The sequence below is a fragment of the Streptomyces sp. NPDC007905 genome (assembly GCF_042959345.1).
Lineage (GTDB): Bacteria > Actinomycetota > Actinomycetes > Streptomycetales > Streptomycetaceae > Streptomyces.
This window is the reverse complement of record NZ_JBIBKS010000004.1, coordinates 178,265-199,486: the sequence shown is the minus strand read 5'-3', so window position 1 is coordinate 199,486 and position 21,222 is coordinate 178,265. Positions and strand designations below refer to the sequence as shown.

The window sequence follows — 21,222 nt, the reverse complement described above, 5'->3', positions numbered from 1 at the left end:
GGGGCGTGCTGGACTACGACAAGGAAGCCGACGCCTACGACGCGTCCCGCGGCGGGGAGCCGCGTGCCGAGGCGGCCGCGGCCGCCGTCCTCGGCCTGATCCCCGACCGGCCGGGCCGTCTCCTCGACGTCGCCTGCGGCACCGGGATCGTCACCCGCCGGCTGGCCGCCGCCCGGCCCGGGCTGCGGGTGACCGGGGTGGACCTCGCCCCCGGTATGGCCCGTATGGCGGCGGGCCGCCTGCCCGGGGCGGTCCTGCTGGCCGACACCCGCCGCCTGCCCTTCGCCGACGCCACCTTCGACGCGGTCACCAGCATCTGGTTGCTGCACCTGCTGTCCGACCCCGCCGACGTCCGGGCCGTCGTCGCCGAGTGTGCCCGCGTGCTGCGGCCCGGCGGGGTCTACGTCACCACCGTCGACAAGGCCGCCGCGCACGATGTCGGCAGCGACATCGACGCCGTTCTCGTCCCGCGTCCCCGCCGCCCCGCCCAGGACGCCGGCGACACCGTCACCGCACACGCCCGCGAGGAACGGCTGAACCCGTCCGGGCAGGCGTCCTTTCCGGGTGTCGGGCAGGGCCGCAGCCCGCGCGCCACCATCGCCGACCTGCGGCGCGGCTGGTTCACCATGCTGCCGCCCGGCGATCCGCGCACCGAACGGTTCGCCGCCGACCTGGCCCGCCTTCCCGACCAGGACCGCCGCCGCCCCGACCCGGTCTTCCACGTGCGCGCCTTCAGGAAGCCGCCGGCCGCCTGACGTCCGTCGTCCAGTGGGTCACCCCGGATCCCCGCCATCCCCCGGGAGGGGTCGGCGACGGCCGCCGGTGTCCCGTGCCTCTTGGCGCCATTCGTCCCGGTGGTCAGGGACCGCCAGCCTCGATCCGGATCCGACTGTCGTTGACCATCGCCCTGCACACCGTCCGACTGACAGTGATCAACGCCAGCACCGCAGGTCCGGCCCTCCTGCACGCAGTCCTGGTCCAGGCCCGCAACCTCGCACCCACACGCCGCCGATCCCGCACCAGCCCACGCTGCGTCAAACGGACCCTGTCGCCCTACGCCTACAACAAGACCAAGGGCAGCCTCGGCCACGAGACGGCCGTGACCACCACGATCACCCTGACCAGCCCAAACCTAACTTCCCGGTCTTGGCCTTTAGCGGGAGAGACGGCCCCCGGTGAACGTCCGCCGGGGTCGGTCCTCGCCGAGGGACAGGCCCCGGCGGATCGCGCGTTCCACCGCGGAGTGGTTCCCGTCCGGCCGGTCCAGCTCGTACGGCACGGCGGGGTACAGCGGCGGCTGGGCCATGAAACGGGGCCGGGTGCCGTGGTGCGGCTGGGCCGCGTGCACCAGGAAGGGATGGCAGAGGTAGACGTCCCCGGGGCGGCCCGTGGCGTGGGCGAGCGGGCGGTGCGCGGAGGCGGCGGCCACCTGGGGGCCGAGTTCCAGGAAGGAGGCGCCCCTCTCGCCGTACGGCTCCAGGATCCGTGGCACGTCCAGGTGGGAGCCGACCCGGATCCGGGTCGGGGCGTCGGCCTCGGTGACCTCGCTGAACAGGAACAGCATCAGCAGGGCACGGTCCCGGGAGCGCAGGTTCGCGTGGTAGTGCGCCTCGCCGTCGGGCAGATAGCCGCCCTCTATGTGCCACCCCGCGTCGTCCGGCTCGTCGGGGTGCGGGAAGCGCAGCGGGAAGGTACCCAGCGAGTAGCGCGGCTCCCACCGGCCCGCGCCGACGAGCAGGTCGAACGCCTCATGCAGCGGGGCGGAGTTGGCCGCCGCGGCGAACGGCCCCTGCGCCATGCCGCCCACCCACACCACCGGGTCCTTCCAGGTGCCGGGGTCGTCCGGGTCGTACCCCGTCTCGCGCCACAGCAGCCGCGCGGCGTCCTCGGCGACACGGGGCGGAAAGGCGCCCTCGATCCTCACGAACCCGTCGGTCAGGAACCGCTCCACCAACTCGTCGTCCATCGGCCCATCGTCACCGCTCCCTTTGCCGGGGCGCATCCCTTTTTGCGGTGCGGGTCCCGCCGTTGCGGTTTTGCCGTACCGGCAACATCGCTGGCCCGCACCCGGTGTGCCGTCGCACGCTGTCGGCACCCCGAGGAGAGGCTGACCACCATGGCGCACGACCACGACCACCACGAGCACGAATACCGGCACGCGCACGGGCACGACACCGACATCGACTGGAACGAGATGGGCCCGCTGCTGGAGGCCCAGGCGGAGCTGTTCACCCCCGTCTACGAGCGGGCCATGGCCTGGCTGGCGAAGGAGGTGACCGAGCCGGGGCTGATCGTCGACGCGGGCAGCGGTCCCGGCGTCGTCGCCTGCCTGTTCGCCGAGATGTTCCCCGGAGCGCGGATCGTGGCCGTCGACGGCACCGAGCCGCTGCTGGAGCGCGCCCGCGCCCGCGCCGCACGGCAGGGCGTGGCCGACCGCTTCGACACCCTCGCGGGTGAGCTGCCCGAGGTGCTGGGCGAGCTGGACTATCCGGCCGACCTGCTGTGGGCCAGCCGCAGCCTGCACCACCTCGGGGACCAGCGGGCCGCGCTCGCCGCGTTCGCCGCACGGCTCGCCCCCGGCGGCACCCTGGCCCTCCTCGAAGGCGGCCTGCCCTCCCGGTTCCTGCCCCGCGACATCGGCATCGGGCGCCCCGGACTCCAGGCACGGATGGACGTGGTGGAGGAGGAGTGGTTCGCCCGGATGCGGGCCGGCCTGCCCGGCTCGGTCGCCGAGACCGAGGACTGGCCGGCGCTGCTGACCTCCGCAGGCCTCACCCGCACCCGCACCCGCAGCTTCCTGCTCGACCTGCCCGCGCCGGCGACCGACCGGGCCCGCGCCTACATCGCGGGCACCCTGTCCCGCCTGCGCCGAGCCGTCGCCGAGGACCTGGACGCCGAGGACCGGGCCACCCTGGACCGCCTGCTCGACCCGGCCGACCCGGTGAGCGTGCACCGCAGGCCGGACGTGTTCGTGCTGGGCGCGTACACGGTCCACACGGCGGTACGACCCGTGTAGCACTGCCCTCGGTGCCCTGCCGGCGCACCCGCGACGTTCCTTGACTTCGAGCGCCCTCCAAGTGGTGGACTGTCCCGCGTTCGCACAACGCAGGGAAAAGCAGGGGGACTTCATGAACGACTCTCCGGTCGCGCTCATCACCGGTGGTGGCAGCGGTATCGGCGCCGCCGTGGCCAGGCAGTTGCTGGACGCGGGGTACCGGGTCACCGTCACCGGACGCGGGGAGCGCAGGCTGCGGGACTTCGCCGAGGGTCTGGGGAATCCCGGCGAACTGCTGACGGCCGTCGGCAGCGCGTCGGCATTCGACGACGTGCAGCATGCGGTCGACCGCACGCTCAAGGCGTACGGCCGACTCGACACCGTCGTCGCCAACGCGGGCTTCGCCACGCACGACTCCGTCGCCGACGGCGACCCGGCCGGCTGGACCGAGATGGTCCTCACCAACGTCCTCGGTCCCGCCCTCCTCGTCCGTGCCTCCGTCGACGCGCTGAAGGAGACGCGTGGCCGGATCGTCCTCATCGGCAGTGTCGCCGGCTTCGTCAACACGCCGGGCAACCTCTACGGCGCCACCAAGTGGGCGGTCACCGGGCTCGCGGAGAACACCCGGCGCCAGGTCACCGAGTTCGGCGTCGGAGTCACGCTGGTCGCCCCCGGCCGGGTGGAGACCCCGTTCTGGGACAGCTACGGCAGCCTGCCCCCGGGGCACCTCCTGACCGCGGACCAGATCGCCGACTCGGTGGTCTGGGCGATCCGGCAGCCGGCCGGGGTCGACGTCAACACCGTGGTCGTACGTCCGCTGGGCCAACCCAACTGACGTACTTGCTACGTCAGTTGTTCTGCAGGAACTGCTTGGCCAGCTGGTCCCCGAGGGAGACGGCCGCGCTGTGGCTCTCGATGGGGGAGACCTTGGAGTTCTTGAACAGGATGTACGTCACACCGGAGTCGACCCCGCCGGTGGCCGGGTCGGGATTGATGCCGAGGGCCTTGGCGGTGGCGTACGAGGCCTCCCCGATGATCTTGGTGGGGCCGGTGTCGCCGACCACGGCGTACTCGACCTTGTTGTTGTAGATGACCGCGACCACACCGCCGCCCTTGATGCCGGCGCCGGCGTAGTTCCAGATGCTGCTGGTGCTGGGGACCACGACGTACGGCAGGGACTCGGCCTTCAGCGGCTTGCCGTCGGACTGGTGGAAGGCGGTGTCGTCCTGGTACCAGGGGTCGCGGTTCTCGTTGCAGTTGGTGGTGCGCTGGCCGTCGCAGTCGACGTCCATGTCGGCCTTCCAGAACACCGCGCCGTTCTTGCCGCACACGGGGACCGTGGCGGAAGTCTCGTCGTCGGTCTTGTACTTGCCGTTGGATATCTGCGAACAGGACTTCACCTTGGCGAGCAGGTCGGCCGCGCTGACCGTGCCCTCCTGGGCGGAAGCCGGCGCGGGGCTGCCGGAGGCGTGAGCGGGCAGCACTCCGGCGGCCAGGAGGGCGGCTCCGGAGGCCGCGGCGAGGGTCAGTGTTCGAAGACGCACTGTGGGGGACCCTTCTGTTAGGAAAGTTTCCTTACTGGGTGGCGTACAAGGTGGCCCCATCCGCATGTCCCCGTCAAGCCCTTCCGGGGAAGTCGCACGCGCTGTGCTGTTTGCGGGGGTTCGTCCCTGGGGCAAGACTGGTCATGTCGAACTGGGAGGCGAATGCCATGTTCGTGCGCACCATCTATGTGACCGGCGACCCCGCGAAGATCGACACGGCCATCAGGGCCTTGAACAGTGAGGGCCGGGAGCTCCTCGAAGAGCGGCCCGGCTACCGCGGATCCGGGGTCTTCGTCGACCGGGAGCTCGGCAAGCTGGTGGGGGCGAGCTGGTGGGACTCCGAGAAGGCGCGGCAGAACAGCGACCTGGTGATGCGCGAGCACAGGGGGGAGATGCTGGAGCCGTTCGCGGGCACGCTGACGGTGGAGAACTTCGAGGCGGTGGTGTACCACTCGGTCCAGGGACCGCGGGTGGGCGGCGGACTGCGCGTCACCCGGGTCGAGTTCGACCCCGCGGACGCCGACCTGTTCGCCGACACCTTCCGCTCGACCGTGGTCCCGCGCTACGAGACCCTGCCCGGCCTGGCCAGGGCCGGCCTGCTCATCGACCGGGAACGCGGCACGGGTCGGGTCGGCACCCTCTTCGTCGACCGTGAGGCGATGGTGAGGTCGCGGGCCGGCCAGGCCGCGGCCCGCCACGAAGGCGCGGCCAAGGCGCATGTGCGTGTCGTCGGCCTGGAGGAGTTCGAGGTCGTGCACGCGGACGTGCACCTCGCCTGACCCGGTTCCGCGAGGGAGTTCCGGTAACCGGCGGAGTGCCAAGACGGCCACCCGGCCGGTCGGGTACGGAGACTGCCGTCCGCCGCACCGTTCCAGCGGCGCGGCGGACGGCAGTTGGCCGGGGGGTGTCACCCGAGGTCGAAGGTGGCCGGGTCCGGGCCGATGCGGCGGTCCTCGTTCAGGGCGCTGATCGCCGCGAGGTCCTCATCGTCCAGGCTGAAGTCGAACACCTCGATGTTCTCCTTGATCCGCGACGGCGTCACGGACTTCGGGATCACGACGTTGCCGAGCTGGAGGTGCCAGCGCAGCACGACCTGTGCCGGGGTGCGGTCGTGCTTCTGCGCGATGGCGACGACCGCCGGCACCTCCAGCAGGCCCTTGCCCTGGCCGAGCGGCGACCAGGCCTCGGTGGCGATGCCCTGCTCGGCGTGGAACGCGCGCGCCTCGTGCTGCTGCAGGTGCGGATGGAGCTCGATCTGGTTGACCGCAGGGATGACCGAGGTCTCCGCGATCAGCCTCCGCAGGTGCTCGGGAAGGAAGTTGGAGACGCCGATCGCCTTGACGCGGCCGTCGGCGTACAGCTTCTCGAACGCCTTGTAGGTGTCGATGTACTTGTCGCGGGACGGCAGCGGCCAGTGGATCAGATACAGGTCGAGATAGTCGAGACCCAGCTTCTCCAGCGACGCGTCGAACGCGCGCAGCGTGGAGTCGTGCCCCTGGTCGCTGTTCCAGAGCTTGGTGGTGACGAAGATGTCCTCACGTGGCAGGCCGGAAGCGGCGATGGCCTTCCCGGTGCCCTTTTCGTTGCCGTAGATCGCCGCTGTGTCGATGCTGCGGTACCCGGCCTCGAGCGCCGTGCCGACGGCCCGCTCGGCCTCGTCGTCCGGCACCTGCCAGACGCCGTAGCCCAGCTGGGGCATCTCGACACCGTTGTTGAGGATGATCGGGGGGACCTTGCTGCTCACGAGCTTCTTGATCCTTCGGTTGTCGACAAGTGGTACGCCCATCGTCAACGATCACGCGCCGCGATGCATTCCGGACTGCGGAATCCATGCCGACTGACCGGCGAGTCAGTCCCAGGACAACCAGAATGGCCGGAAATGCATCCGACCTTATCGGTCCGGACCATTGACCGCGGCTCCTCATCCCGGGACTCTGTATCGCGCCAGTGGACGCATCACTGAACCCGGTACATGCATGTGAACGACCTCTGGCCACGGACGTTGTCTCTCGCTGTCTCCCCTCTGAGAACCCCACCTCAGGAAAGCGGGTACGCGCACATGAACGAATCCCTGTCGGCGACTCTTCGTCCGGTCCGCTGGGCACCCAAGACATCGGATGAAAAGGTCTCGCGAAACGCTGAGTACCAGATGGTGGAGACCGCTCCCGAGGTGACCGCCCACGCGCGCGCCGACCGTCGGCCGCCCGAGCCGCCCCCGGCCCGATGAGCACGACCGTCCTGTTCACCGGTGTCCCGGTACCACGCTCGCCTTCACCCTCCGGATGCACCAGGGAGGCCGACCCCGGCCGAACGAGGCCGCCGGATCGCCGCCCGATTCCCTACCAGCGGTGCATCCCGCGAGAGGAAGGACCATGAGACGCCGACGCCCGCGGGCGGCCCTGACGGCACTCGCGCTCGCCACCGCCGGCCTGACCGCGCTCCCCGCTGCCGTGCCCCCTGCCACCGCCGTACCCGTCGTGGTCCGCCCGGCCGCCGCCCGCGACTGGTCCACTGCCGTGGCCGACTCCACCATGGCTCAGTACACGCCGGCGAGCATCGGCGGCTGGTCGTACCCGGTCGGCCTCTACCTGTACGGCCAGTACCTCGTCTACCGGCGCACCCACGACGCCCGCTACCTCACCTACATCAAGCGCTACGCCGACCGCTTCGTGAAGAGCGACGGTTCCATCGGCCAGTCCTTCGACAGCCTCGACAGCATGCAGGCCGGTCGCCTCCTGGTGATCCTGCATCGCGAGACGGGCCAGGACCGCTACCGCAAGGCGGCGAAGAAGATCCGCGACCGGCTCAGCACCTACCCACGCACGAGCGACGGCGGTTTCTGGCACGCGGACACCAGCAGCCGTGCCCACCAACTCTGGGCGGACGGCGCCTACATGGTGAACCCGTTCCTCGTCGAGTACGGCGAGGAGTTCGGCGACAGCGCCCACGCCGACGACGAGGCGGCCGAGCAACTCACCGTCTACGGCGGCCATCTCCAGGTCGCGAACGGCCTGCTGAAGCACGCCTACGACGAGTCGCGGACCGCGGGCTGGGCCGACCCGCGGACCGGGCTCGCCCCCGAGCACTGGTGCCGCGCGGTGGGCTGGTACGCGATGGCGATCGTGGGCGTCCTCGACGCGATCCCGGCGAACCATCCCCGCCGGGCCCAACTCCTCGGCCTCTTCCGGCGCCTGGCGGCCGGGCTGGAGAAGTACCAGGACCCGGTCACCGGCCGCTGGTACCAGGTCATGGACAAGGGGAGCGGGAGCGGCAACTGGACCGAGACGTCCTGCTCCAGCATGTTCACCTACGCCCTCTCGCGCGGCGCCCGGCAGGGCTACCTCGACCCGCACTACGCGGCCGTCGCCCGACGCGGCTACGAGGGCGTCCTGGCGAGGATCTCGGTCGGCGCCGACGGCCGCACGGACCTCAGCGACATCTCCGTCGGCACCAACGTCGGCGACTACGCGTACTACGTCGGCCGCACCCGGGCCACCAACGACTTCCACGGCCTGGGTGCCTTCCTGGTCATGAACGAGCAGCTGCGAGGTGATTGATGCCTCCGCGGCTACCCACTCCTCTGAGGAGCCGTCCCATGCGTCACGGCACCCCGCACGGCAGAAGTGCGGCGGCGATCGTCCTCTTCGTCCTCGCCGTCGTCCTCGGCCTCACCCACCCCGCGGCCCTCGCGGCCCCCCAGTCGTCGCCCCGCCCCGCCGCCGTGTTCGACGTGCGCGCCTACGGGGCCAAGGGCGACGGCTCCACCAACGACACCCCGGCCATCAACAAGGCCGTCACCGCGGCCAACGCGGCAGGCGGCGGCACCGTCCGCTTCCCGTCCGGCACCTACAAGTCCAAGAACACCATCCGCATGAAGAGCAAGGTGACGCTCCAGGTCGACGCCGGTGCCACGATCCAGGGCTCCTCCGCGGACACCTACGACCTGCCCGAATCCAATCCGTACGACACGTACCAGGACTACGGACACAGCCACTTCCACAACGCGATGATCTACGGCGACAGGCTGACGAACATCGGCTTCGTCGGCGGCGGCGTCATCGACGGCGCGGGCCACCTGATCACCGGCAGCCCCAAGTCCGGCGAGGCCGACAAGATCATCTCCTTGACCCGGTGCGACGGGCTGCGGATCGGCGACGGACTCACCCTGCGCCGCGGCGGTCACTTCGCGGCCCTGATCAACGGCTGCAAGAACGTCGTCTCCGACCGCCTGACCATCGACACCGCGAGCGACCGCGACGGCTGGAACATCATCTCCACGACCGGCGTCACGGTGACGAACGCCCACATCAGCGCCAACGACGACGCCCTGGTCTTCAAGAGCGACTACGCGCTCGGCGCCAAGCTGCCCAATGGCCATGGGCGCGTGAGCGACTCGGTGCTCTCGGCCCGCTGCTGCAACGCCCTGATGTTCGGCTCCGAGACCTGCGGAGACTTCTCCGACTACCGGTTCGAGAACATCCGCATCGAGGGAGCCGACAAGTCGGGCCTCGGCATGGTGTCCATGGACGGCGCGAGGATCTCCGACATCCACTACCGCGACATCACCATGACCGACGTCCACTCGCCGATCATGGAGAAGATCGGCACGCGCAAACGGTGCGGCGGCAGCCCGGGCGTCGGCTCGATCAGCGACGTCACCTACGACAACATCACGGCCACCGGCAACAGCCCGTCCTTCAGCCCGACCCTGTGGGGCGAGAACGGCCACCGCATCGACGGCGTCTCCTTCAACCACGTCGATATCACGGTCCCCGGCGGCAACGGCACCCTGTCCACCGCCGTGCCGAGCAACGACCCGGGCGACTACAACCCCAAGAGCATCGGCACCCGGCCGGCCTACGGCTGGTACCTGCACAACGCCGACAACGTGCGGTTCACCGACAGCTCCGTGAAGTTCGCCGCTGACGACGGCCGCCCCGCGGTCATCGCCAACGCGGCGAGCGGCCTGCGCTTCACCCGCTTCACCGCCCGGCGGGGCAGCGACTCCCCGCACGACGCCGGCTTCCAGAACGTCAACGGCTACTGCCTGACCGACAGCCACAACACCTCCGGTGGCGCGCTGCGGATCTCCGCCACCGGTTCCACCGAGAACTGCGGCACGACGGCCGCGCCCCTGGACCTCGAGCACCCCCGCCAGGAATTCCTGCGCGGCTCGGTCGGCGGTCTCTTCCTGCACTGGGGCCTGCGCACCGCACCCGCCCACACCAGCTGCACCGCCTGGGAGAAGGACGTCACCGACGGCGGCTGGACCCCGGACTACTGGGTGAACGAGGCCCGCAAACTGCACACGCAGTACCTGGTGCTGGCCACGTTCCACAGTCGCCTCGGCTACGCCCGCCCCTGGCCGTCGAAGATCCCCGGCTCCTGCTCCACCGGGCGGGACTTCCTCGGCGAGCTGATCACCGCCGCGAAGGCCAAGGGCATGAAGGTCATCCTCTACATGACCGACGACCCCCAGTGGCACGACGAGGGCGGCCACGAATGGCTCGACTCGGCCGACTACTCCGCCTACAAGGGCAGGAACGTCGACCTGACCACCCGGGACGGCTTCGGGCAGTTCAGCTACGACAACTTCTTCGAGGTCATGGACCGCTACCCCGACCTCGGCGGCTTCTGGATCGACAACGACAACGCGTACTGGGAAAGTCACGATCTCTACCCGCAGATCCGTCAGAAGCGCCCGGACTACACGCTGAGCAACAACAACGAAGACACGCCGATCATGGACATGATCAGCAATGAGCAGAAGACGGGGATGACACCGGCCTACGACTACCCCCAGGCCGTCTACACCGCCCAACCCCGCCTTACCGAGGCCGACTTCAAGCTGCCCTCGACCGGCGCCTGGTGGTACGACGGCTCCGATCCGTCCGTCGATCGCAGGCTCACCCTCGGCCGCCTGATCACCAACGCAGGCTCCTCCGTGAAGGCACTGATGGCGGAGACCGCCCAGGTCAACGGCAAGTTCCCGGCCAACCAGGCCTCCTTCGACAACTTCGCCAACTCCTACCTCGACCCGATCCGGGAGTCGCTGCTCGGCACCGAGGGCGGCGGCTACCTGCACGGCGGTCTCAAGCCCGGCTTCTGGAACGACGGCGCGCACGGCGTGACGACGGTGAGCAGGACGGACCCGAACCGCCAGTATTTCCACGTCCTGACCCCGCCCAGCACCAGCACCCTGCGCATCCGCGACAACGGCTACCGCATCGCCTCCGTCACCAACCTCCGTACCAGTGCCGGGGTTTCGTGGTCGCAGTCCGGTGGCGTGCTCACGCTCACCGGTCTCGGCGACTGGGACCCGTACGACACCGTCTTCAAGGTCACCACGGCGGGCCGCCAGGGCATCCTGACCGCCGTCAAGGTGACCGCGAGCGCCTCGGCGAGCGGCCACGCCGGCTCCGCCGCCGGCGACGGGAATTACCTCACCTACTGGGACAACGACAAGACCCTGCCCGTGAACCTCACCTTCGACCTCGGATCGGCCAAGAAGGTGCACTACCTCGGCCTCAACCAGCGCGAGGACTCCGTCGCCTACGCCCGCTCCGCCACCGAGCAGTCGGCGCGGATCAAGACGTACAAGGTCTTCCTCAGCGACGACGGGACGCACTGGGGGAGCGCGGTGAAGACCGGGCAACTGCCCAGCGTCCGCGGGATCCAGGGCATCGACCTGACCGCGGCCACGGCCCACTACGTCCGCCTCGAGGTCGACTCCACGTGGGCCGCCTCCAGCGACACGACCCGCTACAAGCGGGTGCGGATCGACGAGGCGTGGATCGGCACGTCGTACGCCACACCGGCGGCCCCGCTGCGCCCCCGGTCCGACAACGGACAGTCCCTGCGCCCCGCGATGGGCTGGAGCAGCTGGAGCTTCGTGCGCCGTTGGCCGACCGAGGCGAAGATCAAGGCACAGGCCAACGCACTCGTCTCCAGTGGCCTGGAGGACCACGGCTTCGTGTACGTCAACCTGGACGACTTCTGGCAGAAGTGCGACGCGAACGGGTTCGTGGTCGACTCCTACGGCCGCTGGAGCGTCGACACGGCCAAGTTCCCCGGCGGCATCAAGGCCCTGGCCGACTACATCCACTCCAAGGGGCTGAAGTTCGGCTTCTACGTCACTCCCGGCATCGCCAGGAACGCCGTCGCCAAGAACACGCCCATCGAGGGCACCGCGTACCACGCGAAGGACATCGCGGACACCTCGAAGACGGAGAAGAACTACAACTGCAAGAACATGTACTCCATCGACTACGGGAAGCCGGGCGCGCAGGAGTTCCTGGACTCCTGGGCGCGGCAGTTCGCCTCCTGGGGAGTCGACTACCTGAAGATCGACGGTGTGGGCAGCCAGGACGTCCCCGACGTCCAGGCCTGGGACAAGGCCCTGCGCGCCACCGGGCGGCCCATCACCTTCGCCCTGTCCAACAACCTCCCGATCGACCACGCCACCACCTGGCGCCGGCTCGCCAACAGTTGGCGCACCCAGGGCGACGTGGAGTGCTACTGCGGGTCCGGCACCCACGGCAGCGGCTACCCGCTGACCGACTGGTCGCACGTCTCCGCCCGGTTCACCTCGGCCGCCGACTGGCAGCCCTACGCCGGTCCCGGCGGCTGGAACGACCTGGACTCCCTGGAGATCGGCAACGGCGACCAGGCGGGCCTCACCGCCGACCAGCGGCGCTCGCACTTCACCCTGTGGGCGATGGCGGGCGCGCCCCTGCTGCTCGGCACCGACCTCACCCACCTCGACCCCGTCGACAACGCCATGCTCACCAACGACCGGCTGATCGGCGTCGACCAGGACGGGGTCGCGGCGAAACGGGTGGTGAACAGTGGGGTCAAGCAGGTCTGGAGCAAACGCGAGAACAGCGGTGACTACGTGGTGGCGCTGTTCAACACGGCAACCTCCGGCAACGCCACGGTCAGCGTGAACTGGTCCCAGGCCGGCTTCACCGGCTCCGGCGACGTCACCGATCTGTGGTCAGGCTCCCACAAGGGCGTCGTCGCCGGCTCCTACAGCGCGACCCTGCGTCCGGGCGAAACCCGGCTGATCAAGGTGAAGCCCACCACCTCGGGCAGGGCGGCGGCCTCGCCGGGCCTCGCCGTCGCCCCCTACGACGATCACCCCAAGGTCTTCGCCCCGTACACGGGCTGAGGGGAACCCCATGAATCCCAGAAGAGTTCTGCCGTACGGCCTCGCCGCGGCCCTCGCGCTGCCACTCGCCGGACTGAGCCAGGGCACCGCCCTCGCGGCCACCGACTACCAGGCCGAGGACGCGACCGTCGTGCAGGGCACTGTGGCCGCCAACCACACCGGCTACACCGGCACCGGCTTCGTCGACTACACCAACGTCAGGGGTTCCTACGTGGAGTTCACGGTGAGCGGCGCTTCCGCCGGCACCGCCTCGCTCACCCTGCGGTACGCCAACGGCACCTCCACCGACCGGCCCATGGACATCTCGGTGAACGGCACGGTCGTCTCGTCCGCCCTGTCCTTCCCGGCCACCGCCGACTGGAACACCTGGGCCACCAGAAGCGTCGACGTCCCGCTCACCGCGGGCACGAACAAGATCCGCGCGACCGCCACCACCGCCAACGGCGGCCCCAACCTCGACCGCGTCGGCGTCGGCGCGGCGGCCGACACCCGCGCCCCCAGCCGCCCCGGACAGCCCACCTGCTCGGACATCGGCGAGGACGGCCTCACGCTGGCCTGGGGTGCCTCCACGGACAACGTGGGCGTGACGGCGTACGACATCTACGAGCACGGCAACAAGCTGAGTGAGGCGCCGGGGAGTTCGACCTCGAAGGCGCTGACCGGACTCGCCCCCGCCACCACCTACGACCTGACCGTCATCGCCCGCGACGCGGCCGGCAACACCTCCTCGGCCAGCCCCGTCGTCGACTGCACGACCAGGCCCAGCTCCGACATCACCCCGCCCACCGAGCCGGGCACGCTCAGCGCCGCCGACGTCACGGCGAACAGCGTCGACCTGAACTGGGGCGCCTCGAGGGACGACCGCGCGGTCACCGCGTACGACGTGCGCAGCGACACCACCGTCTACAAGACCGTCACCAGCGGTACGTCGACCACCCTCACCGGACTCGCCTGCGACAGCCCGTACTCCCTGAACGTCGTCGCGCGGGACGCGGCGGGCAACGTCTCGCCGCCGAGCAACACCGTCACCTTCACCACCCGGGCCTGCGCCACCGACGGCGGGGTCCCGTCCTCCGTCGCCACGCTCTCCACCGGCTGGACGATCCCCTGGGGCACCTCCTGGCTGCCCGACGGCCAGTCCGCGCTGGTCACCGAGCGGGACGACTTCCGGGTGTGGAAGCTGACGAAGAGCGGCACCAGGACCCAGGTGGGCACGGTCCCCGAGGCCGTCACCACCAACGGCGAGGGCGGCCTGCTCGGGGTGGCCGTCGACCCCAGGTGGGACACCGACCACTACGTCTACTTCATGCACACCGCCGCCGAAGGCAACCGGGTCGTCCGCATGACCTACGACGGTACGAAGCTCACCGGCTACAAGGTCCTGCTCCAGGGCATCAAGAAGAACCGCTACCACAACGGCGGCCGCCTCGCCTTCGGCCCCGACGGCTACCTCTACGTCTCCACCGGCGAGGCCCAGACCCCCGACCTCGCGCAGGACAAGAACTCCCTCAACGGCAAGATCCTGCGCATGACGACCGACGGCAAACCGGCCCCCGGCAACCCGTTCGGGAACTACGTCTACTCCTACGGGCACCGCAATCCGCAGGGCCTCGCCTTCGACCGCGACGGACGCCTGTGGGAGGCGGAGTTCGGCAACAGCTCCAAGGACGAGCTGAACCTCATCAAGCCGGGCGCCAACTACGGCTGGCCGACCTGCGAGGGCAGTTGCGGCGTCGCCGGCATGACCGATCCCAAGGCCACCTGGAACGTCTCCGAGGCCTCGCCCAGCGGCATCGCCGTCGTCCGCAACGTGATCTACATGGCCTCCCTGCGCGGCGAACGCCTGTGGCGCATCCCGATCAAGGGCGACACCGAGAGCGTGGGCACCCCGAGCGCGTACTACGTCGGCACCTACGGCCGGCTGCGCACGGTCACCAAGGTCCCCGGCGCCGACCAGCTGTGGCTGTCCACCACCAACTGCGACAACAACGGGGGAGCGGCGGACGGATCCGACAAGATCTTCCGGGTGACGATCAGCTGACGCGCGGTCAGGCCCGGTACAGGGCCTCGACCTCGCTCTCGTACGCCTTCTCGATGGCCTTCCGCTTCAGCTTCAGCGACGGCGTCAGCAGGCCGTGTTCCTCGGTGAACGGCTGCGCCAGTATGCGGAAGGTGCGGATCGACTCGGCCTGGGAGACGAGGGTGTTGGCGGCGACGACCGCCCGCCGCACCTCCGTCTCCAGATCCGGGTCGCGCACCAGCTGGGCCGGGGTCGGCCTGGGCTTGCCGCGCATCTGCAGCCAGTGCTCGACGGCCTCCTGGTCGAGGGTGACCAGGGCGGCGACATAGGGGCGGTCGTTGCCGACGACGATGCACTGGCTGACGAGCGGATGGTCGCGCACCCGCTCCTCCAGGACCCCGGGGGAGACGCTCTTGCCGCCGGAGGTCACCAGGATCTCCTTCTTGCGGCCGGTGATGGTCAGATAGCCGTCCTCGTCGAGGGAGCCGAGGTCGCCGGTGGCGAGCCAGCCGTCGTGCAGGGTCTCGTCGGTGGCCTTCTGGTTGTTGAGATAGCCCTGGAAGATGTTGCCGCCGCGCAGCCAGATCTCCCCGTCGTCCGCGATGTGCACGGTGACGCCCGGGATGGCCTGGCCGACGGTGCCGTAACGGGTGCGCTCGGGTGGGTTGGCGGTCGCCGCCGCCGTCGACTCGGTCAGGCCGTAGCCCTCGTAGATCTGCACGCCCGCGCCAGCGAAGAACAGCCCCAGCCGTCGGTCCATCGCCGAACCGCCGGACATCGCGTTGCGTATCCGGCCGCCCATCGCCGCGCGCACCTTGGCGTACACGAGCTTGTCGAACAGCTGGTGCTGGACCCTCAGGCTCGCCGACGGCCCCGGGCCGATGCCCCAGGCCTTGGCCTCGACGGCGTCGGCGTACTTCACGGCGATCTCGACCGCCTTCTCGAACGGACCCGCCTTGCCCTCCTTCTCCGCCTTGCGCCGGGCAGCGTTGAACACCTTCTCGAAGATGTACGGCACCGCGAGGATGAAGGTCGGCCGGAACGCGGCCAGGTCCGGCAGCAGCGCGGCCGCGTGCAGCTGCGGCTGGTGCCCGAAGCGGACCCGGCCGCGCATCGCGGCGACCTCCACCATCCGCCCGAAGACGTGCGCCAGCGGCAGGAACAGCAGCGTGGAGGCCGCGTCGTCCTTCTTGGTGTGGAACACCGGTTCCCAGCGCTGGATCATCGTGTCCGCCTCGAACATGAAGTTCGCGTGGGACAGGACGCAGCCCTTGGGGCGCCCCGTGGTGCCCGAGGTGTAGATGATCGTGGCGACCGAGTCCGGGGTGACCGCCTGCCGGTGCCGGTGCACCACCTCGTCGTCCAGATGCGCGCCGGCGTCGTACAGCTCCTGCACACAGCCCGCGTCCAGCTGCCACAGCTCGCGCAGCTGCGGGAGCCGGTCGATGACGGTGGCGATCGTCATCGCGTGGTCCTCGTGCTCCACGATCGCCGCCGACACCTCGGCGTCGTACAGCATCCAGAAACACTGCTCGGCGGAGGACGTCGGATAGACGGGGACCACCTGGGCGCCGATCGTCCACAGCGCGAAGTCGAACAGGGTCCACTCGTAGCGGGTGCGGGACATGATCGCGACCCGGTCGCCGAAGCGGATGCCCCGGGCCAGGAGCCCCTTGGCGAGGGCGAGCACCTCGTCGCGGAACTCGGCTGAGCTCACGTCCCGCCACTGCCCGGACTCGTCCTTGCGGCCGAGCGCGATGTGCAGGGGGTCCGTCCGGGCATGCTCGAAGACGACATCGGCCAGACCGCCCACCGGCGGCGCCGACGTCAACGGAGGGGTGGTGAACTCGCGCAAACCTCGCTCTCCGTTTCCTCGCTCCTCGGTCACGCCCGCGATGCTCCGCTCAGCGCCGTGAAAGCTACCCCACCCGTTCGCTCGACGGGAGGGGTACGGAAACCTAGCAAACCTCACCTTCTTCCCTGACGACGGCCGGAAAATGCCCTCACATGGGGAAGGGCCGGACACAATACTGACGGGTCAGTAAGTTTCGGTGCCGTAATCTCCACCGAATCTGTACGACCCGATTACCGCGTACGGTCCTGTCCAGGCAGGAAAGGGCGGCCAGGCGGCCCCGTGAACTCCGGGAGCGCCTCGACGCAGGGCCCGTCAGCCGCGCCGGGGCACCGCCACTTCCGCCCGCCGCCCCGTGCCGGCCGCCGTGCCCCGCGCAGGGTCGAAGAGCTGACGTATCAGCGCCCCGCGCGCTGACGGCGGCGCAACCGGTCGCCGCCCGCCAGGATCGCCGCCGCCAGCGCGTTCGCGGCGCCCTCCGCCGCGCCCCGGTGCCGCCCGTGGACGAGGACGAAGTCCACCTTGCCCAGCTCGGGCAGTCCCGAGCGGTCCGGTACCCGGAACAGCCCCGGCGGGATCAGCCGCCGGGAGTGGGCCATCACCCCGAGCCCGGCGCGCGCGGCCGCGATCAGGCCGTTGAGGCTGCCGCTCGTGCACACGATCCGCCATGCCCGCCCCTGTGCCTCCAGGACCTCGAGGGCGCGGGCACGGGTGATGCCCGGTGGCGGGTACACGATCAGCGGCACCGGGCGGTCGGACTCCAGACGCAGCTGCTCGGAGCCGATCCACACCAGGTCGTCGCGCCACACCAGCTCGCCCCGCGGGTCCTCGGGGCGCCGCTTCGCCAGCACCAGGTCCAGCTTCCCGGCGGCCAGCTGCTCGTACAGGGTGCCGGAGAGTTCCACCGTCAGCTCCAGGTCCACCTCGGGATGGTCGTGGCGGAAACCCTCCAGGATCTCCGGCAGCCGGGTGAGCACGAAGTCCTCCGAGGCGCCGAAGCGCAGCCGGCCCCGCACTCGGGTGCCGGTGAAGAACGCCGTCGCCTGCTCGTGCACCTCCAGCAGCCGGCGGGCGAAGCCCAGCATGGCCTCGCCGTCCTCGGTCAGCTCCACGGAATGCGTGTCCCGGGCGAACAGCTGACGGCCCGCGGCGTCCTCCAGCCGGCGCACATGCTGGCTGACCGTCGACTGGCGCAGGCCCAGGCGCCGGGCGGCCTGCGTGAAGCTGAGGGTCTGCGCCACCGCAAGGAACGTGCGCAGCTGCGTGGGGTCGTACATGGCGTGAGCGTAGCTCCGGCTATCGCAGAACACGATGACAGTCAGAGTGGTATGCCGGATTCCCGATCGGCGTGGGCAGGAGGACGATGGAGGGGGCCGTCCGGGCCCGTGCACGAACCTGATGAACAGCAAGTGGAGCACCGTGAAACGTCTGCGCCGGCCGAGCTGGATGCCGATCGACCCGTACATCGTGCTGCTGCTCGGCACGGTGGGCCTCGCGGCGCTCTTCCCGGCCCACGGCACCGGCGCCGACGTGGCCTCGGGGGCGTCCACGGTCGCGATCGCCTTCCTGTTCTTCCTCTACGGTGCCCGGCTCTCCACTCGCGAGGCCCTGGACGGCCTCCGGCACTGGCGGCTCCACGGCACCGTCCTGGCCTGCACCTTCGTCATCTTCCCGGTGCTGGGCCTGGCCGCCCGCGGACTGGTGCCGGTGGTGCTGACCCAGCCGCTGTACCAGGGGCTGCTGTTCCTGACCCTGGTGCCGTCCACCATCCAGTCGTCGATCGCGTTCACCTCGATCGCCCGCGGAAACGTGCCCGCCGCCATCTGCGCCGGCTCGTTCTCCTCGCTGGTCGGCATCCTGGTCACCCCGCTGCTGGCGGCCGCGCTGCTGGGCAGCAGCGGCGGCGGGTTCTCCGCCGACTCCCTGATGAAGATCGTGCTCCAGCTGCTGGTGCCGTTCCTCGCCGGGCAGGTGCTGCGCCGGTGGATCGGCGGCTTCGTCGCCCGGCACAAGAAAGTCCTCGGCCTGGTCGACCGCGGCTCGATCCTGCTGGTCGTCTACACCGCCTTCAGCGAGGGCATGACCCGGGGCATCTGGCATCAGGTCAGCCCCGGCCGACTGGGCGCGCTGCTCGCCGTCGAGGCCGTCCTGCTGGCCGTGATGCTGGTCCTGACCTGGTACGGCGGCAGGGTGCTCGGCTTCGGCCGGGAGGACCGGATCGCCATCCAGTTCGCCGGGTCGAAGAAGTCCCTCGCCTCCGGGCTGCCCATGGCGAGCGTCCTGTTCGGCGCCCACGCCTCCCTGGCCGTGCTGCCGCTGATGCTCTTCCACCAGATGCAGCTGATGGTGTGCGCGGTCATCGCCAAGCGGCGCTCCCACGACCCGGCCGGCCCGGCCGTGGAACCGGCCGGGCCGGCCGCGGCGTCCCATACCGCGGTCGGCACCGGCTCCCGCTGAGGCCGCCGCGTTCCCGCTGAGGCCTCCGTCTTTCTGCCTTCTGCGGCCCCGGTCCTTCTGAGGCCCTGTGTTCCCTCTGAGGTCTGCCTTCCCTCTGGGGCCCGCTTTGCCTCTGAGGCCTCGTGCTCCTACTGATCCCCTACGTCCCCCCTGCTCCCTGTCCCTCTGCGCCCCTGTCCCCTCCGGGGCCCGCGGGGCGTCAGCCGCGCACCCGGTCCAGGGGCAGCCACAGCACGCTGTCCTTTGGGGACCGCAGCACCTTGGGGCCGGACAGCTCCTCGTCGGTCAGGGCGCGGTCCCAGACGTGCACCTCGTCGATCGCGCCGGTGAAGAAGGCGCGGCTGTCCATGCGCTGGCCGATGTGCACGCCGAAGGGGGAGTTGCGGCTGACGGACCCCGGCACATCGGCGACGGTGGAGCGCACCCCGTCGACGGACAACGACAGCTCGCCGGCGCCCCGGCGCAGGGCCAGGTGGTGCCACTGGCCGTCGTTGTACGCGGTGGCCGTGCGCACGTACGCGGTCTGCGGAGCGGCCGCACCGTTGCGCACGGTGATCAGGCCTTGCAGACGGTTGTTCGCCGGCTCGCCACGCACCCACACCTGCGGCTGACTGGTGCCGACGCCGCCCATCCACAGCAGCGGCTGCTCCCCGGCGGTGGCCGTGTACCGGAACCACAGGGACGCGGTGAAGTCCCCGCTGCCGAGCGGCAGCCCGGGGCGGTGCGGCAGGCGTACGGCGTCGTCGGTGCCGTCGAACTCCAGCGCGTCGCCGAACACGCCGTCCGTCTCCTCGGCGCCGCCGAGCACCGCGGCCGGGCGGGCGTGCGGGGCGAGGTCGACGGTGTGCGGGTCGGGGCCGCGGCGCGGGGCGAGCCAGTCCTCGGTGAAGCGGGCGAAGCGGATCTCGTCGCGTGCGTCGACCGCCCCGCCCTCGTACGTCAGGCCCACCGTGTCGTGGTCGACGCGCACCAGGTCGGAGTAGCCGGACCAGTCCGTGGTGACGACCGTGCCTCGGTCCACGCTGTCCCAGGTGCGGCCGCCGTCGTAGGAGGAGCGGATCATCATCGTGCGGCGCCGGTCGGGGTCGGCGGGGCAGGAGAGCAGGATGCGGTCGCCCAGGCGCAGCACCGAGCCCTGCACCTGCGGCGTGTAGAGGTCCGGAAGGTCATCGAAGGGCGCGGCGAAGCTGCCGCCGCCGTCCCGGCTGACGGTCTGGGTGCGGTGACCGAGGTCGGTGCCGTCCTGCTCCCGGCCGCTGACCAGCACCGAGCCGTCGGCGCGTGCGGTGAGGGTGAGCTCGGAGGGCTTCTGCCGGAAGGTGCCGTCGGCGGCGATCGGCCAGGTGTCGGTGGCGCCGATCCGCCAGTGGCCGCCGTGGTCGTCGCTGACGATGAGCGCGGCGTGGTTGGCGGTGACCCGGCTGCCGTCCCAGGTCTCGGTGTTGACCCCGAAGACCAGCCGGCCGGCATATCGGCCGCGGGTGAGCTGGATGCCGTGCACGGGACCGGTCGCGTACCAGGAGTTCCAGTCGGGGGGCAGGATCTGGGGGCTCAGATCGCGCGGCTGTGACCAGGTCGCTCCGTCGTCGTCGCTGTACTGCAGGTGCGGGGTGCGGTCACAGGGCACCGGGCAACTGGCGCTGTCCGTACGGCCGGTGTTGTATGTCTCCGCCAGCCAGATCCGGCCGGTGTCCCGGTCCACGATCGGCGCCGGGTTGCCGTGCGTGTCGCCGGCGCCCTCGTTGACCACCTGCAGGGGGGCCCAGGTGCGGCCGCCGTCCGAGGAGCGCTTGAGCACGATGTCGATGTCGGCCGCGTCCCCGCAGTTGAGGACCCGGCCCTCGGCGAACGCCAGGAGCGTGCCGTCGGTCGTCCGCACGATCGCCGGGATGCGGAAACAGGCGTAGCCGGGGTCCTGGGAGGCCTTGAAGAGGACCTGCTGCTCGAACCCGGGTGTGGCCGTGGCCGGTTGAGCCTGGGCCGGGTGCGGGGAGGCGAGCGCCGGCACGAGCAGTGCCGCCGTGGTGAGGGCGGTGGCCAGAGCGGATCCGAGACGGGCGCGAAGACCTGACGGCATGGAGGGACCTGCCCTTCGTCGGCCGGACATCTGGACATCCGGACATCCCATGTCCAACGTGCGTTCCACCGACGGTAGTTGGGGCTCGGTCACCCCACAAGAAGCGT

General features: G+C 70.4%; 14 protein-coding genes. 8 read left to right on the top strand and 6 right to left on the bottom strand.

Annotated features, from left to right (window positions below; all coding sequences use genetic code 11):
* Positions 1-5: 5 nt before the first annotated feature.
* Entirely contained in the window at positions 6-755 is a 750-nt protein-coding gene (locus tag ACFZDC_RS09585; protein WP_391321877.1) for a methyltransferase domain-containing protein, read from the top strand.
* Between the two features lie 398 nt (positions 756-1,153).
* Here the strand turns inward: ACFZDC_RS09585 and ACFZDC_RS09580 are convergent, their stop codons facing one another.
* Positions 1,154-1,966, bottom strand: a complete 813-nt coding sequence (locus ACFZDC_RS09580; protein ID WP_391321875.1) for a phytanoyl-CoA dioxygenase family protein — start codon at positions 1,964-1,966, stop codon at positions 1,154-1,156.
* A gap of 150 nt (positions 1,967-2,116) precedes the next feature.
* On the opposite strand from ACFZDC_RS09580, the gene ACFZDC_RS09575 reads away from it, so the two are divergent.
* Complete coding sequence (locus ACFZDC_RS09575; RefSeq protein ID WP_391321874.1) at positions 2,117-3,016, top strand: methyltransferase; 900 nt, start codon at positions 2,117-2,119, stop codon at positions 3,014-3,016.
* Between the two features lie 112 nt (positions 3,017-3,128).
* A complete protein-coding gene (locus ACFZDC_RS09570) occupies positions 3,129-3,830 on the top strand; it encodes an SDR family NAD(P)-dependent oxidoreductase (protein ID WP_391321872.1) in 702 nt (233 codons plus the stop codon).
* Between the two features lie 13 nt (positions 3,831-3,843).
* Here ACFZDC_RS09570 and ACFZDC_RS09565 read toward each other — a convergent pair whose 3' ends face one another.
* The gene (locus tag ACFZDC_RS09565) at positions 3,844-4,539 is read right to left on the bottom strand and encodes a glycoside hydrolase family 75 protein (RefSeq protein ID WP_391321870.1); all 696 of its coding nucleotides are present in this window, start codon (positions 4,537-4,539) and stop codon (positions 3,844-3,846) included.
* A 167-nt stretch (positions 4,540-4,706) separates the two neighbouring features.
* On the opposite strand from ACFZDC_RS09565, the gene ACFZDC_RS09560 reads away from it, so the two are divergent.
* A complete protein-coding gene (locus ACFZDC_RS09560) occupies positions 4,707-5,318 on the top strand; it encodes a hypothetical protein (RefSeq protein ID WP_391321868.1) in 612 nt (203 codons plus the stop codon).
* A gap of 128 nt (positions 5,319-5,446) precedes the next feature.
* Here ACFZDC_RS09560 and ACFZDC_RS09555 read toward each other — a convergent pair whose 3' ends face one another.
* Positions 5,447-6,283 (bottom strand): aldo/keto reductase, encoded by an 837-nt coding sequence (locus tag ACFZDC_RS09555; RefSeq protein WP_391321866.1) that lies wholly within the window; start codon positions 6,281-6,283, stop codon positions 5,447-5,449.
* Between the two features lie 628 nt (positions 6,284-6,911).
* Between ACFZDC_RS09555 and ACFZDC_RS09550 the strand changes: the two genes are divergently transcribed.
* The 3 genes from ACFZDC_RS09550 to ACFZDC_RS09540 are packed head-to-tail and all read left to right on the top strand — an operon-like array spanning position 6,912 to position 14,750.
* Entirely contained in the window at positions 6,912-8,096 is a 1,185-nt protein-coding gene (locus ACFZDC_RS09550) for a glycoside hydrolase family 88 protein (RefSeq protein ID WP_391321864.1), read from the top strand.
* 38 nt (positions 8,097-8,134) lie between these two features.
* Complete coding sequence (locus tag ACFZDC_RS09545; RefSeq protein WP_391321862.1) at positions 8,135-12,709, top strand: glycosyl hydrolase family 28 protein; 4,575 nt, start codon at positions 8,135-8,137, stop codon at positions 12,707-12,709.
* Between the two features lie 10 nt (positions 12,710-12,719).
* A complete protein-coding gene (locus tag ACFZDC_RS09540) occupies positions 12,720-14,750 on the top strand; it encodes a PQQ-dependent sugar dehydrogenase (protein WP_391321861.1) in 2,031 nt (676 codons plus the stop codon).
* A 7-nt stretch (positions 14,751-14,757) separates the two neighbouring features.
* Here the strand turns inward: ACFZDC_RS09540 and ACFZDC_RS09535 are convergent, their stop codons facing one another.
* On the bottom strand, positions 14,758-16,584 hold the full coding sequence (locus ACFZDC_RS09535) for an AMP-binding protein (protein ID WP_391321859.1): 1,827 nt from the start codon (positions 16,582-16,584) through the stop codon (positions 14,758-14,760).
* A gap of 395 nt (positions 16,585-16,979) precedes the next feature.
* On the bottom strand, positions 16,980-17,858 hold the full coding sequence (locus ACFZDC_RS09530; protein WP_391321858.1) for a LysR substrate-binding domain-containing protein: 879 nt from the start codon (positions 17,856-17,858) through the stop codon (positions 16,980-16,982).
* A 169-nt stretch (positions 17,859-18,027) separates the two neighbouring features.
* Between ACFZDC_RS09530 and ACFZDC_RS09525 the strand changes: the two genes are divergently transcribed.
* Positions 18,028-19,038, top strand: coding sequence for a bile acid:sodium symporter (locus tag ACFZDC_RS09525; RefSeq protein ID WP_391322195.1), 1,011 nt, complete (start codon positions 18,028-18,030; stop codon positions 19,036-19,038).
* 199 nt (positions 19,039-19,237) lie between these two features.
* Here the strand turns inward: ACFZDC_RS09525 and ACFZDC_RS09520 are convergent, their stop codons facing one another.
* The gene (locus ACFZDC_RS09520) at positions 19,238-21,115 is read right to left on the bottom strand and encodes an exo-alpha-sialidase (protein ID WP_391321857.1); all 1,878 of its coding nucleotides are present in this window, start codon (positions 21,113-21,115) and stop codon (positions 19,238-19,240) included.
* Between the last annotated feature and the right edge of the window lie 107 nt (positions 21,116-21,222).